Below are 13,579 nucleotides of genomic sequence, written 5' to 3'. Positions count from 1 at the left end.
GGCCCGGCGGCGTGGGGCGGGCCGCGGCCACCGGCACAATGGACCCGTGAACGAGCCCATACCCGTCAGCCGGTCCGTCGATCAGGGGACGGCCAAGCTGATGCCCGACGTGGACCGGGAGCGGGCCTGGCTGCTCACCGTGGACGGAGCGCCCCAGTCGTACGTGGACCTCGACGAGCCGGCGCACCTGGAGTTCGAGTACGCCCGGCGGCTCGGGCACGTGCTCGACACCCTCGCGGAGCCGGAACGGGCGCTGGACGTGCTGCACCTCGGCGGCGGGGCGCTGACCCTGCCCCGGTACGTGGCGGCGACCCGGCCCGGCTCCCGGCAGGACGTCGTCGAGGCCGACCGGGCGCTGCTGGACCTCGTCGTCGAACACCTGCCCCTCCCGGCCGGCGCCGGCATCGCGCTGCACGCGGCCGACGCCCGGGACTGGCTGGCCGGTGCCCCCGACGACAGCGCGGACGTCCTCGTCGCCGACGTGTTCGGCGGCTCCCGGGTGCCCGCGCACCTGACCTCCCTCGCCTACGCCCGGGAGGCCGAGCGGGTGCTGCGCGCGGACGGCGTCTACCTGGCGAACCTCGCCGACGCGGCGCCCTTCGCCTTCCTCCGCTCCCAGCTCGCCACCTTCGCGGCGGTCTTCGCGGAACTCGCGCTGATCGCCGAACCGGCCGTACTGCGGGGCCGCCGGTTCGGCAACGCGGTGCTGGTCGCCGCGCACCGTCCGGTCGGCATCGCCGCGCTGACCCGGCTCACCGCCGCCGACGCCTTCCCCGCCCGGGTCGAGCACGGGAGCGCGCTGCGGGCCTTCACCGGCGATGCCCGGCCCGTCCGCGACGAGGACGCCGTACCGTCACCCGAGCCCCCCGACGGCGCGTTCGGCATCGGCTGAGCCGCTCCCGGCGCCGGGCACGGCCGGCGCGCCCGCCACCGCGACCTCCTTGGTCCGCCGCCGCAGACGGCGTACGTCCGGCACGCACAGCACCGCCGCCGTGGCCACCACGACCAGCACCGCGCACCCCCACAGCGCCGCGGTGCGCCCGAACGCTTGCTCGGCGGGGCCGGCCAGGGCCGTGGCCAGCGGCACCAGCGCCACCGAGCCGAACCAGTCGTAGGCCGAGACCCGGGAGAGCTTGTCCTCCGGTATCTCCTGGTGCAGGGCGGTCATCCAGGACACCCCGAACACCTCCAGCGTCACCCCGGTCACGAACATCACCGCGCACAGCGCGGCCGCCGGCACCGGCACGGCGAGCGCCGCGGAGGGCAGGGCCAGCGGGAAGACGCACAGCGTGCCCGCGAGCAGCAGCCGGCGCGGCTTCCAGCGGGTCATCAGCAGCGCGCCGGCGACCGTGCCCGCCCCGAAGAAGCCGAGCGCCAGACCCCAGGGCGCGGGCCCGCCGAGGTGGTCGCGGGCGACCAGCGGGCCGTAGACCGCGTCGGCGGCGGCGACCACGGCGTTGGCGAGCGAGAACTGCACGACGATGCCCCACAGCCAGGGCCGTCCGGCGACCTCCCGCCAGCCCTCGCGCAGATCGGCGAGCAGGCCGCCGCCCGGCGCGCGCGCCGGGACACCGCTGACGTCGAGGAAGGAGCGCAGCCCCGCGGCGACCGCGAAGGCCGCCGCGTCGGCCGCCAGCACCCAGCCCGGTCCGATCGCCGCGACCATGGCGCCACCGAGGGCGGCGCCGCCCAGCGCCGCGCCCTGCATCGCCATCCGGAACACCGCGAAGGCCCGGCCGGCCTGCTCGCCCTGCACCGAGGAGAGCAGCATGCCCTCGGCGGCCGGGCTGAAGAACGCCTGACCGGTGCCGTTCAGGGCGGTGAGCAGCATCATCTGCCACAACTGCGGGTCGCCGGTGAGCACCAGCAGGGCGAACGCGCCCTGCGAGGCGCAGTTGAGGACGTTCGCCGCGACCATCACCCGGTGCCGCGGCAGCCGGTCCGCCAGCGCGCCGCCGATCAGCAGGAACAGCACCAGCGGCACGGTGCGGGCGGCGGCGACCAGACCCACGTCGCCGCCGTCGCCGCCGGCGTCGAGCACGGCGAACGCGGCGGCGATCAGGGCGCCGTGGCTGCCCAGGTGGGTGACGGCCGCGGCGGCGGTCAGCAGGCTGTAGTTGCGCCCCGCCCAGGCGGGTCTGCGCGGCGCGGGCCTGCGCGGACGGCGCCCGGGGGCGGGGACGGTGGGATCGGCGGCGGAGTTCACCGGCTGACTATCACCGCCCGGGGCCCGGCTTGCCAAACCGGGTCCGCGCCCCCGCCCTGCGCGGGTCAGCCCTCCGTGGGCTCACCGTGCAGCCGGACGGTGCCGGCGATCTTCAGGATGGTCTCCTTGGTGACTTCCTGCTTCACGCCCTTGGCGCCGAAGAAGTTCCACGACACGTAGTTGCCCGCGGAGTTCTTGAAGCCGAACGTCATCGCCTTGCCGTCGCTCGCGCACTTGCCCTTGCGGGGGGTGTCCTTGGACTCCGCCCAGGCGATGCTGCCCTCGATGCCGGAGGTGGTGGTGAAGGGCTCGGCCTTCTCCTCGAAGACCATGCTCTTCTTGTCCGGCTGGGTGTAGCCGCCGTAGACCCACCAGGCGACCGTGTTGATGGCGACCTCGTCGGTGTTCTTGGCGCCGTCCGCGCCCTTGGTGCCGACGGCGGCGAGCGAGGTGTCCTCGGTCCGGCCGTCCTTGTCGTCGTCGGACGTGCACCACTTGGACTTGTAGACGGCGGTTCCGGTCATGGTGACGAGGGGCTTCAGCTCGTCCGCGTTCTCCTCCTCGAACGCGATGAGCACGCCCGGGTCCCGCACCTCCCAGTCGGCGGGCACGTCGAAGGCGACGCCCCACCGGGGGTTCACGACGACCTTCCAGCCCGCGATCGTCGGCTTCTCGGCCTCGCCGTCGCGCGGGTTGTCGTCGCCCCCCGAGGACGTGGCGGTGGGTTCGGCGGTCGGCGTGGGCGACTGGCTGGCCTTCGTCCCGGACCCGCCGCCGGCCTCGTCGTCCTTGTCGCCCCCCAGGACCAGGAATCCGGTCACGCCGGCCGCCACGACGACGGCCGTGGCCGCCACGATCGCGACCAGCTTGGTCCGGTTGCCGCCACCGCCGGCGCCGCCGCCTCCGCCCGCGACCACCGTCGCCGGCTGCGGGGCGCCCGCCGGTGCGGGGGTGTTCCACTGCGGCTGCTGCTGGTACGGGTTGGGCTGCTGGTAGCCGGGCTGCTGGTAGGGATTCGGCTGCTGGTACCCCGGCTGCTGGTACGGGTTGTTCTGCCCCTGCGGGTGGTTCTGCCCCTGCGGGTTCTGCTCGCCCCCGGGCTGCTGCTGTCCTGGCCACATGTGCGGTAACCCTAGTGGTGTCCACGACACGATTCGGTCACCGCCTCTCGTCAGGGCGGTAGCGAAACCGTGTGCGTCCGCGACCTCCGGACGGCGCCCCCTACGGCCGGACCGTGCGGGCGGCCGGAAGCGCACGGCGATCGTCGCACCGCTCTGGCCAGTGGAGGCTACTCGCGGGTAACCTGCGGTCATGAGCGCAGACCAGATGTCGATCGGCGAACTGCTCGCCGCCACGGTGCCGATGGTTCGGACCCTGAACCTGGAGTACCTGGAGACCACCCCGGAGAGGGCCGTGCTGGCCCTGCCGGACCAGAGCGAGTACCGCAACCACGTCGGCGGGCCGCACGCGGGGGCCATGTTCACCCTCGGTGAGTCGGCCAGCGGCGCGATCGTCCTGGCCGCGTTCGGCGACCAGCTCTCGCGCGCGGTCCCCCTCCCGGTCCACGCCGACATCGCGTTCAAGAAGATCGCCCTGGGTCCGGTGAAGGCCACGGCGACCCTCGGCCGCCCGATCGCCGACGTCGTCGCGGAACTCGACGCGGGTGAGCGTCCGGAGTTCCCGGTGAGCGTCGCGATCCAGCGCGAGGACGGCGCCGTCACGAGCGAGATGACGGTGGTGTGGACGCTGCGTCCCCACAGCTGAGCCGTCAGGCCGACGCGGGCCCCGGCCGTCACGGCCGGGGCCCGCGTCGTGTGCGCGAGCCGCCCGCGGCGCGCGCCCGACCGCCTGAAAAGGCGGCCATTCCGAATGCCGGTGCGGATACCGTCGGTAACGCCCATGTATTCGTGCCGGGTCGAATCCTGGCCGCCCGAACTCCTTGTTTCGCCTGGTGCGTCTGTGCGAAGGTGTGGCACCCCGCGGGAAGGAAAAGGCAAGGCACCTGTACGTGCGGAAGGAAAAAGGTTTTCCGTGCAACCTCCTTACCCCCCACATCCGCCCCACCCGCCCCGCCCCGGATCCGGTCCCGGGCTCTCCGACCGCGAACTCCTCGCCCGTCTCGGCGGCCCCGGCGCCGACCCCCGGGCCCTCCCGCTGCTGCTCGCCCGGCACTGGCGGGCGGCGCACGAGTACGCCGCCATCTGCCTGGCCACCCCGGCGAGTTCGGCCGCCATGGCCGCCGGTGCCGCGTTCCGGCAGGTCCTGGGCACCCCGGCGGGCGGCGCCCTGCGGCCGCGCCTGCTCACGGCCGTGCGGTGGACGGTCGCCGGGTGGGCCGCCGACGCGGGGCTGACGGCGCTCATGCCGGAACTGGGCAAGACCACCGGGGCGCGCGGACTGCGCGCCACCCGGGCGGTCACACCGGAGCGGCGGCGCCTCGCCGAACGCGCGTTCCACGCCCTTCCCGGAGCCGCGCAATGTCTGCTCTGGCATACCGAGGTGGAAGCCGAACCGATAACCATACCCGCCGGTCTGCTGGGCATCGACGCACCCACCGCCAGGACCGCGCTGGAGCGGGCGAGAGAGCAATTCCGGGCGAATTGCGTACGCGCCCACCGGGAACTCGCACCCACCAAGGAATGCCGGTTCCACAACCGTCTGCTCGACGTCCCGATGCGCCGGGGCGGAGCCCTGCTGCCCGATGTGCAACGGCATCTCCAGGAGTGCCGGTACTGCCGGTACGCAGCCGAACAACTCGCCTCGTTCGACGGCTCCCTCGCGCCCCTGCTCGCGGAGACCGTGCTCGGCTGGGGCGCCCGCCGCTATCTCGACTCCCGCCCGGGCCGCACCGCCGCCCCCGCGACAGCCGCACCCGGCCGCGCCGCCGCCCCCGCGACCGCCGCACCCGGCCGGCGGGCGCGCACCCGTGACCGCACCCGCCCGGCGGCCGTCGGCCGGCACCGCACCACCGCGGCCCGCGGCGGCGTGCCGCGCGCGGGCTTCCGACGGCCCGCCCCCGCTCTCCTCATCGGCATCGGCGCCACCTCCGTCGCGCTGCTCGCCACCCTGCTCGCCGTCGGGGGCCGGCCCGGTGACAACGGTGTCGGCCCCGGTTCGGACGCCACCCGGGGCGCCCCCGGCAGCCACACCCTCCACCCGGGCGCCGACCCCACGCACCCCGCCCCGCCTCCCACGGCCGCCCCCGCCGGCCACGCGGACGAACTCGCCCGGGGCCGGCTCCGCAACCGGCTCGCCGGCCGGTGCCTCGACCCCGGCGGTGCGCCCGAGGCCGGCGCGCGGGCGGGGCTCGCGCACTGCTCCTCCGCCGGGCAGTGGTCGTACCGCGAGGACGGCCTGCTGCGCAGCGCCGCCGACCCGGCGCTCTGCCTGGACGCCGGCGACCGGACGGCCGTGCTCGCCGACTGCGCCGCCCCGGCCGGGCGGACGCGCTACGACCTCACCGTGCGCGGCGAACTCCTGCCCGTCCGGGACCCGGGCCGGGCCGTCGCCGCAGGTCCCGGGGCGACCGTCGTCGTCACCGGCCGGGACGGCTCGGCCGGGCAGCGCTGGGACCTGGAAGCGGTCGACGACGGCGCCGCGGAGAACCGGCCCAGGCGCCGGTTCGACAACGCCTCCGGGCAGCAGCCGCCGCCCGCACCGGTCGCGCGGACCGTGCCGGCGCTCCTCCCCGCTGCGGCCCCCGGGCCGGCGTCCGCGGAGGAGCCCGCCGTACCGGCCGCCCGGGAAGCCGTCCTCACGGCCCTCGCCGCACCCCCCGGCTGAACCGGCGTCCACCGCGGTGACCCGTGGGACACGGCGGTGTCACCCCGACCCGGTAGGCTGCACCGGCACGCGCCCGCCCGGGCGCATGCCGGCCACGCGACGGGAGGGAAGCTGCGGTGCACGTCCAGGAATGGCTCGAGACCGTACCCGCGGTCAGCATCTACGCGCTGGTGGGAGTGGTCATCGGGCTGGAGAGCCTGGGCATCCCGCTGCCGGGCGAGATCATCCTGGTCTCCTCCGCGCTCCTCGCCTCCCAGCACGGCGACATCGACCCGGTGATCCTCGGCGCCTGCGCGACCGCCGGCGCGATCATCGGCGACTCCATCGGCTACGCCATCGGACGCAAGGGCGGCCGCCCGCTGCTGGCCTGGCTGGGCAACAAGTTCCCCCGCCACTTCAGTGAGGGGCACATCGCCACCGCCGAGCGGTCCTTCGAGAAGTGGGGCATGTGGGCCGTCTTCTTCGGCCGGTTCATCGCCCTGCTCCGGATCTTCGCCGGCCCGCTCGCGGGTGTGCTGCGGATGCCGTACTGGAAGTTCCTCATCGCCAACGTGCTCGGCGGCATCGTCTGGGCGGGCGGCACCACCGCGGTCATCTACTACGTCGGGGTGGTGGCCGAGGCCTGGCTCAAGCGGTTCTCGTGGATCGGCCTGGTGCTGGCCGTGTGCGTCGGCCTCGCCTCGATGCTGGTCATCAAGCGCAAGGCGAAGCAGGCGACGCAGACCGCGCGGCAGCCGGTGGCCGAGCCGGAACCGGTCCCGGCCGCCGACTGACGGCCGGCCGCCGGGTCCGCACGGACCGACGCCCGGCCGCCGGGTCCGCGCGAAGGGTCCTAGGGGCGGGAAGCGTGCACGTCGCGGTGGGCCTTCGCCAGCTCCGCGTACATCGTCCCGTTCAGCGTCACGCCCTGGCGTTCCTCGTCGGTCAGCTCCCGCTTGACCTTGGCCGGTACGCCGGCGACGAGCGAGCCCGGGGGCACGCGCATGCCCTGCGGCACCAGTGCCTGCGCGGCGACCAGCGAACCCGCGCCGATGACCGCCCCGTTGAGCACCGTGGCGCCCATGCCGATCAGGCAGTCGTCCTCGACGGTCGCGCCGTGCACGACGGCGTTGTGCCCGATGGAGACGCGCTCGCCGACGGTGACGGGGAAGCCGGGGTCGGCGTGGAGCGTGCAGTTGTCCTGCACGTTGCTGTCGGCGCCCACCGAGATCCGCTCGACGTCGCCGCGCAGCACCGCCCCGTACCAGACACTCGCGCCCGCCCCGAGCGTCACGTCGCCGATCACGGTGGACCCGGGCGCCACGAACGCCTCCGGGTGCACCGCCGGTTCCTTGCCGCCGATCCCCGTGATCAGGGCCTGGTGAGCCATCGTCGCCTCCTGGTCGTCGAGTACCCCCGCACGGTACGCCACCCGGTGGGGCGAAGATCACAGGCCTCCCGGCCGTCGGGTACACCGCCCCCTGAGTACCGTGAGCGGGTGCCGAAGCCCACGAACACGTTCTCCTCATGGCGCCGCCGGCTGGCCCAGCGGGCGGTCCACGCGGGCTGGGCCTGGCTGCAGCGCACCGGTTCGGTCACCGCCGAGCACCCGGGACGGTTCCGCTTCGGCTCGATGGGGGCCGGCACCCGGCTGGCCTTCCCGCTCGGCACGGTCTTCGGGGAGCCGTGGATCCACGTGGGGTCGCACTGCATCGTCGGCGAGCAGGTGACCCTGACGGCCGGTCTGATGCCCGATCTCGACCTCGGTCCCGAGCCGATCCTGCGCATCGGCGATGGTGTGGTCCTCGGCCGCGGCAGCCATGTCATCGCCGACACCACGGTCACCATCGGCAGCGACTGCTACTTCGGCCCGTACGTCTACGTCACCTCCACCAACCACTCGTACGACGATCCGCACCAGCCGATCGGCAGGCAGTGGCCGCGGATGGAGCCGGTGGAGATCGGTCCGGGCTGCTGGATCGGCACCGGCGCGGTGATCCTGCCGGGGGCCCGGATCGGGCGGAACGTCGTGGTGGCGGCCGGGGCGGTGGTGCGCGGCACGGTGCCCGACCACGCCGTGGTGGCGGGGGCGCCCGCCAGGGTCGTACGGCGCTGGACGCGTGCCGGGGGCTGGCAGCCGCCGCTGCGCACCCCGGCCCCGGTGCCGATACCGGAGGGCGTGACGTCCGACCAGCTGGTGCGGCTGTCGGGGCTCGACGAGGAGGCGGTGGCCCGCCTCGCGGAGCTGGACGAGGTCGACGCCGAGCGCTGAGTCAGCCGGTCGCGAGCAGCAGCGAGCCCGCGAGGGCCAGTCCGGCGCCCGCGGCCTGCACCGCGCGCAGTCGTTCGCTGAGGACGCCGCGCGCCGCCAGCGCGGTCACCACCGGGTAGAGCGAGGCGAGCACGGCGGCCACGGTGACCGGGCCGTGGCGGGCGGCGATCGCGTAGGTGCCGTTGGCCGCGACGTCGGCGAGTCCGACGAAGGCGAGCGCGGGCAGCGCACCCCAGGGGAAACCGTCCGGGGGGAGGGCGGGGGCGCCGCGCCGCACGGAGACGTACAGGGCGGTGCCGCCCGCGACGACGTTGGTGACCCGCTGTACGAACAGGGCGAGGAACAGGCCGGTGACGGTGGTCGACGCCTCGGCGATCAGGGCCATCACCGCGCCGAAGCCGAACGCCGCGAGGAGGGTGAGCAGGACGGCCTGGCGCTGGACCGGGGCGCCCCGGAACTGGGGCCCGCCCGCGAGCACCACCCCGGTCACGGCGACCACGATGCCCGCGAGCTGGAGCAGCCCGGGCCGCTCGCCCAGGACCAGGCCCACTCCGACGGGGACCGCCACGCCCAGCGAGCCCAGCGGGGAGACGACGCCCATCGGTCCGAGGGCGAGGGCCTTGTAGAAGGCGAGCATCGCGACCGGTCCCACCAGTCCGGCGCCCACCGCGAACCAGAGCTGCGGCCCGGCCTCGCTCCAGGCGCCGGTCGCGGCGACGAGCGCGCCGAGGACCAGCACGGCGATCGACTGGGAGACGACGACCACGGTGAGCGCGGGCGTGCGCCGGGCCAGCAGGCCGCCGCCGAAGTCGGCCAGGCCCCACAGGAGGCTGGTGGCCAGGGCGAAGAGTGCTGTCACGGGCCGCCTCGCAGTACAGTTCGGTGAACGATCGGGTGCACCCCACCGTAGTTCAGTCTACTGAACTCTGTCATCCAGAATATTGGACCACCTTGAGTGGGCCACGGCTTCCCTTGGACGGAATGTGTCGGACCTCGACCTGCTGACGCAGTCCCTGGCGCGCAGCGTCAAGCACTGGCGGGCGGTACGCGGCTTCACGCTCGACGTGCTCGCCGCCCGGGCCGGCGTCAGCCGCGGCATGCTCATCCAGATCGAGCAGGCGCGCACCAACCCCAGCCTCGGCACGGTCGTCAAGATCGGCGACGCGCTCGGCGTCAGCATCACCACCCTGCTCGACTACGAACAGGGCCCCAGGGTCCGGGTCGTCCCCGCCGAGCAGGCCGTCCGGCTCTGGCACACCGACGCGGGCAGCTACAACCTCCTGCTCGCCGGCGCCGAGGCGCCCGGCCCGCTGGAGATGTGGCAGTGGCGGCTGATGCCGGGCGAGCGCAGCGACTCCGATCCGCACCCCGCCGGAACGGTCGAGCTGCTCCACGTCACGGAAGGGGAGCTGACGCTGACCGTGGACGGCACGGAGTACCGCGTCCCGGCGGGCGCCAGCGCCTCCTTCGAGGCCGATATCGCACACACGTACGGCAACACGGGCGAGCGGCCGATGCGGATGATCATGGCCGTGTCGGTGCCGCCCGTCCGCTGAGACACCCCGCCGCGCGGCGCCGCACGGCTGTTAGCGTGCCGCCATGCGCGCACCCATCGGAGACTTCGACCAGGCCACCCCCGCCCCCGACTGCCTCGACGCACTGACCCGGCCGGTCGCCGACGCCGTACGGGACTGGTCCGGCGCCGTCCCGGCCGAGCAGATCCTCTACGTCGACACCGACCCGCAGTGGGCGGACACCGCCGTCTTCGTGGAGCACTACGGCCGCGAGCTGCTGGAGCGGTCCGCGAACTGCGTGGTCGTGGCCGGCAAGCGCGGCGGCGGGAGCACGCTCGCCGCCTGCGTGGTGCTCTCCACCACCCGGGTCGACGTCAACGGCGTCGTCCGCCGCCGGCTCGGCGCCCGCAAGGCATCGTTCGCGTCCATGGACACGGCGACGGGGGAGACCGGCATGGAGTACGGCGGCATCACGCCGATCGGGCTGCCCGCCGACTGGCCGGTGCTGGTGGACGCGGCGGTCGTCGACCTGCCGTACGTCCTGGTCGGCAGCGGCCGGCGGCGCGGCAAGCTGCTGGTGCCGGGCAAGGCGTTCGCCGAACTGCCCGGCGCGGTGGTGCTGGAGGGGCTGGGCGTGGCCGTCTGACCGTCGCCTCCCGTGCCGCCCCGGGACACGGGTCAGGACGTCGCGTGGTGGGCCAGCGCGAGATGCGGGTCCGGCTCGCCCGGCACCGGCGCCGGATCGGCGTGCACGAGCGCCGCGGTCAGCCGCGGTACGGCGTGCAGCAGGGCGTGCTCGGCGGCCACCGCGATCGCGTGGGCCTCGCGGACCGTCGCCTCGCCGTCCACCACCACCGCCACCTCGGCGCGCAGCCGGTGGCCGATCCAGCGCAGCCGCAGCTCGCCCACCCCGCGCACGCCCGGCACCTCACGCAGCGCCCGCTCGGCCCGGTCCACCAGGGCCGGGTCGACGGCGTCCATCACCCGCCGGACCACCTCGCGGGCGGCGTCCCGCAGCACCAGCGCGATCGCCACGGTGATCGCCAGTCCGACGACCGGATCGGCCGCGTGCCAGCCGAGCGCCGAGCCGCCCGCGCCGAGCAGCACCGCCAGTGAGGTGAAGCCGTCGGTGCGGGCGTGCAGTCCGTCGGCGACCAGTGCGGCCGAACCGATCTGCCGGCCGACCCGGATCCGGTACCGGGCCACCCACTCGTTTCCGACGAAGCCGGCCAGCGCGGCCGTCGCCACCGCCGGCACGTGTGTCACCGGGCGCGGATCGAGCAGCCGCTCGACCGCCGTCCAGCCCGCGAACGCCGCCGAGGCGGCGATGGTCAGCACGATCACGATCCCCGCCAGGTCCTCGGCGCGGCCGTAGCCGTAGGTGAAGCGGCGGTTCGCCGCACGGCGGCCGAGCACGAACGCGATGCCGAGCGGTACGGCGGTCAGCGCGTCGGCGGCGTTGTGCACCGTGTCGCCCAGCAGCGCGACCGAGCCGGAGACCGCCACCACGACCGCCTGCGCCAGCGCGGTCGCCCCGAGCGCCGCCAGCGACACCCAGAGGGCGCGCATGCCGCGGGTCGAGGACTCCAGGGCGGAGTCGACCTTGTCGGCGGTGTCATGGGAGTGCGGGGTGAACAGGTGGGCGAGGCGATGGCGGACGCCTTGCCGGCGGGGGTGGGGACGGGAGTGCTCGTGCCGGTGGGAGTGCGGGTGCGGATGGTGGTGCTCGTGCTGGTGGGAGTGTGGGTGCGGGTGGTGGTGCTCGTGCTGGTGGGAGTGTGGGTGCGGGTGGTGGTGCTCGTGGGGTCGGTCGCTCACGGGGTGCTCCTTCCGGTGCGCGGCGGAGGGCGGGGTGCGCGCCCTCCGCCATTATGTGCGCAAGAGCGCACGCATGCACCTATCACCTGCGCATGCCCCGCAGCAGCGCACTCCACGCGCCGGGCCAGGACGTCACCGGGAGCCGGGCGGCCGGACGTCACCGGGAGCCGAAGGCCCGGACGTCACCAGGGGCCGAAAGGCCGGGATGTCACCAGGAGCCGAAAGGCCGGGACGTCACCGGAAGCCGAGGGCCGGTCCGTCACCCGGAGCCGAGCGGGGAACCGCCCAGGTACTGCTCCGCGAACGCGCCCGCCGCGCCGGGGGAGTCGAACAGGCGGTGCAACCGGGCCAGCGCCGTCCCCGCGCGGAACGGATCACCCGAGGCGGGCCCGTGGAACACCTCGGCCAGCCACTGCGAGAACTCCTGGTAGTCCCACACCCGCCGCAGGCAGGCCGCCGAGTAACCGGCCAGTCCGCCCTCGTCGCCCCGCGTGAGGTACCCGGTCAGCGCGTCACCCAGCAGGAAGGCGTCGTGCAGGGCCAGGTTCATGCCCTTGGCCGCGATCGGCGCGGTCAGGTGCGCCGCGTCACCGGCCAGGAACAGCCGCCCGTACGCCATCGGCGCCACGACGAGGTTGTGCATGTCGAGCACCCGCTTCTCGATCAGCCGCCCCTCCGCCGGCGGCGGGGCGTCCGCCGCGGCGAGCCGCTGCCGCAGCTCGGCCCAGACACGCTCGTGCGGCCAGTTCGCCGGGTCGTCGCCGGGCGGGCACTGGAGGTAGTAGCGGGTGACCTCGGGGCTGCGCGCCATGTGCCCGGCGAACCCCGCCGGATGGACGCCGAACACCACGCAGTCGGAGGACGGCGGCGCCTCGGCGAGCAGCGCCAGCCAGCCGACGCCGTAGTCGTGCCGGGCCGTCCGCGTCCGGTGCGCGGGCGGCGCGGCACGCGTCACTCCCCGCGCCCCGTCGCAGCCCGCCACGAAGTCGCAGCGGATCACCCGCCGTTCACCGCTCTCCGGGCAGCGGTACGACACCGACGGGCGGTCCGTGCCCAGGTCGTGCAGCCGGACGTCGCGCACGCCGAACCGGATGTCACCGCCCCGCACGTCCGCGTACTCGCGGACCAGGTCCGTCACCAGCCACGGCTGCGGGTAGACGAAGTGGTGAAGCCCCGTCAGCTCGGCGTACGGCAGCCTGCGCCGCTGCCCGCCGAAACGGAACTCGCACTCGGTGTGCCGCTGCGCCCGGGCCAGCAGGTTCCCGGCCAGGCCGCGCCGCTCAAGCCCGCGGACGGCCCACTCCTCCAGCACACCGGCCCGAGGCCGCCGCTCGATGAACTCCCTGCTCTGCGCCTCCAGCACCACACAGTCCACGGAAGCGGCCCGCAGGATGTTGCCGAGGGTGAGCCCGGCCGGCCCGGCACCGATGACGACGACCGGAAACCGTTGCGGGACAGGGGTGTTGACGTGGGGGAAGGCGGTGGACACCCGAGCATTATGGCGGTGTGCCGTCGGGTGGGCGTCCCCGTCCGGCCGGCGGGACGCCCTCAGCCGAGCCGCGGGATCTCGATCGCCGGGCAGCGGTCCATGACCATGTCCAGGCCGGCGGCCCGGGTGCGGTCGTACGCCTCCTCGTCGATGACGCCCAGCTGGAACCAGACCGCCTTCGCGCCCTTCGCGACGGCCTCGTCGGCGACGGTCCCGGCGAGGTCGCTGTTGACGAAGACGTCCACGACGTCCACGTCGAAGGGGATGTCGGCGAGCGAGGCGTAACCCTTCTCGCCGTGCACCGTCTCCGCCTTCGGGTGGACGGGCACGATGCGCTTGCCGAAGCGCTGGAGCACACGGGCCACGCCGTGGGCCGCACGCCGCTCGTTGTTCGACAGGCCCACCACGGCCCAGGTGTCACCGCTCTCGGTGAGGATCTTCCGAACGGTGGCTGCGTCGCCGTACACGGGGCCTCCCGGGCCTTGTGGACTTCTCCTGGTGCTTCGATCAGGGCAACG

The 13,579-nt window shown here is 74.6% G+C and carries 14 protein-coding genes; 7 read left to right on the top strand and 7 right to left on the bottom strand.

What is annotated here, in order from left to right:
* Window positions 1-46: 46 nt before the first annotated feature.
* Window positions 47-892, top strand: coding sequence for a spermidine synthase (locus SGLAU_RS35855; protein ID WP_043498761.1), 846 nt, complete (start codon window positions 47-49; stop codon window positions 890-892).
* On the opposite strand, the gene SGLAU_RS05195 is transcribed toward SGLAU_RS35855, so the two are convergent.
* Together SGLAU_RS05195 and SGLAU_RS05190 are read right to left on the bottom strand one after the other, a co-directional pair.
* A complete protein-coding gene (locus SGLAU_RS05195; RefSeq protein ID WP_052413633.1) occupies window positions 854-2,206 on the bottom strand; it encodes an MFS transporter in 1,353 nt (450 codons plus the stop codon). The two genes, SGLAU_RS35855 and SGLAU_RS05195, sit on opposite strands and share 39 nt — an antisense overlap.
* A gap of 65 nt (window positions 2,207-2,271) precedes the next feature.
* Window positions 2,272-3,327: a hypothetical protein gene (locus tag SGLAU_RS05190; protein WP_043498757.1), complete on the bottom strand. Its 1,056-nt coding sequence runs from the start codon at window positions 3,325-3,327 to the stop codon at window positions 2,272-2,274.
* A gap of 205 nt (window positions 3,328-3,532) precedes the next feature.
* Between SGLAU_RS05190 and SGLAU_RS05185 the strand changes: the two genes are divergently transcribed.
* From SGLAU_RS05185 to SGLAU_RS05175, 3 genes are all read left to right on the top strand, one after another.
* Window positions 3,533-3,970: a DUF4442 domain-containing protein gene (locus SGLAU_RS05185; RefSeq protein WP_043498755.1), complete on the top strand. Its 438-nt coding sequence runs from the start codon at window positions 3,533-3,535 to the stop codon at window positions 3,968-3,970.
* Window positions 3,971-4,237: 267 nt separating this feature from the next.
* Window positions 4,238-5,989, top strand: a complete 1,752-nt coding sequence (locus SGLAU_RS05180; RefSeq protein ID WP_244315178.1) for an RICIN domain-containing protein — start codon at window positions 4,238-4,240, stop codon at window positions 5,987-5,989.
* Between the two features lie 116 nt (window positions 5,990-6,105).
* Window positions 6,106-6,762, top strand: coding sequence for a DedA family protein (locus tag SGLAU_RS05175; RefSeq protein ID WP_043498753.1), 657 nt, complete (start codon window positions 6,106-6,108; stop codon window positions 6,760-6,762).
* Window positions 6,763-6,821: 59 nt separating this feature from the next.
* On the opposite strand, the gene SGLAU_RS05170 is transcribed toward SGLAU_RS05175, so the two are convergent.
* Window positions 6,822-7,358 carry a gamma carbonic anhydrase family protein gene (locus SGLAU_RS05170; protein WP_043506307.1) on the bottom strand — a complete coding sequence of 179 codons (537 nt, stop codon included), beginning with the start codon at window positions 7,356-7,358 and terminating at the stop codon, window positions 6,822-6,824.
* A 108-nt stretch (window positions 7,359-7,466) separates the two neighbouring features.
* Between SGLAU_RS05170 and SGLAU_RS05165 the strand changes: the two genes are divergently transcribed.
* On the top strand, window positions 7,467-8,240 hold the full coding sequence (locus SGLAU_RS05165; RefSeq protein WP_043498751.1) for an acyltransferase: 774 nt from the start codon (window positions 7,467-7,469) through the stop codon (window positions 8,238-8,240).
* A gap of 1 nt (window position 8,241) precedes the next feature.
* Here SGLAU_RS05165 and SGLAU_RS05160 read toward each other — a convergent pair whose 3' ends face one another.
* Window positions 8,242-9,099: a DMT family transporter gene (locus tag SGLAU_RS05160; RefSeq protein WP_043498750.1), complete on the bottom strand. Its 858-nt coding sequence runs from the start codon at window positions 9,097-9,099 to the stop codon at window positions 8,242-8,244.
* A 124-nt stretch (window positions 9,100-9,223) separates the two neighbouring features.
* Here SGLAU_RS05160 and SGLAU_RS05155 point away from each other — a divergent pair, with 124 nt between their 5' ends.
* Together SGLAU_RS05155 and SGLAU_RS05150 are read left to right on the top strand one after the other, a co-directional pair.
* Complete coding sequence (locus tag SGLAU_RS05155; RefSeq protein WP_043498748.1) at window positions 9,224-9,796, top strand: helix-turn-helix domain-containing protein; 573 nt, start codon at window positions 9,224-9,226, stop codon at window positions 9,794-9,796.
* Between the two features lie 43 nt (window positions 9,797-9,839).
* Window positions 9,840-10,400, top strand: coding sequence for a YbaK/EbsC family protein (locus SGLAU_RS05150; protein ID WP_043498745.1), 561 nt, complete (start codon window positions 9,840-9,842; stop codon window positions 10,398-10,400).
* Window positions 10,401-10,432: 32 nt separating this feature from the next.
* Here SGLAU_RS05150 and SGLAU_RS05145 read toward each other — a convergent pair whose 3' ends face one another.
* The 3 genes from SGLAU_RS05145 to SGLAU_RS05135 all read right to left on the bottom strand — a co-directional run bounded on the left by SGLAU_RS05145 (window position 10,433) and on the right by SGLAU_RS05135 (window position 13,528).
* The gene (locus SGLAU_RS05145; protein WP_043498744.1) at window positions 10,433-11,572 is read right to left on the bottom strand and encodes a cation diffusion facilitator family transporter; all 1,140 of its coding nucleotides are present in this window, start codon (window positions 11,570-11,572) and stop codon (window positions 10,433-10,435) included.
* 259 nt (window positions 11,573-11,831) lie between these two features.
* Complete coding sequence (locus SGLAU_RS05140; RefSeq protein ID WP_043498742.1) at window positions 11,832-13,061, bottom strand: 4-hydroxybenzoate 3-monooxygenase; 1,230 nt, start codon at window positions 13,059-13,061, stop codon at window positions 11,832-11,834.
* A 59-nt stretch (window positions 13,062-13,120) separates the two neighbouring features.
* Window positions 13,121-13,528, bottom strand: a complete 408-nt coding sequence (locus SGLAU_RS05135) for a CoA-binding protein (protein ID WP_043498740.1) — start codon at window positions 13,526-13,528, stop codon at window positions 13,121-13,123.
* Window positions 13,529-13,579: the final 51 nt, after the last annotated feature.

Origin of the sequence: Streptomyces glaucescens, from assembly GCF_000761215.1 — a bacterium.
Classification (GTDB): Bacteria; Actinomycetota; Actinomycetes; order Streptomycetales; family Streptomycetaceae; genus Streptomyces; species Streptomyces glaucescens_B.
Note: the sequence above shows the minus strand (reverse complement) of the source record. Positions and strands in the feature narration are given on the sequence as shown.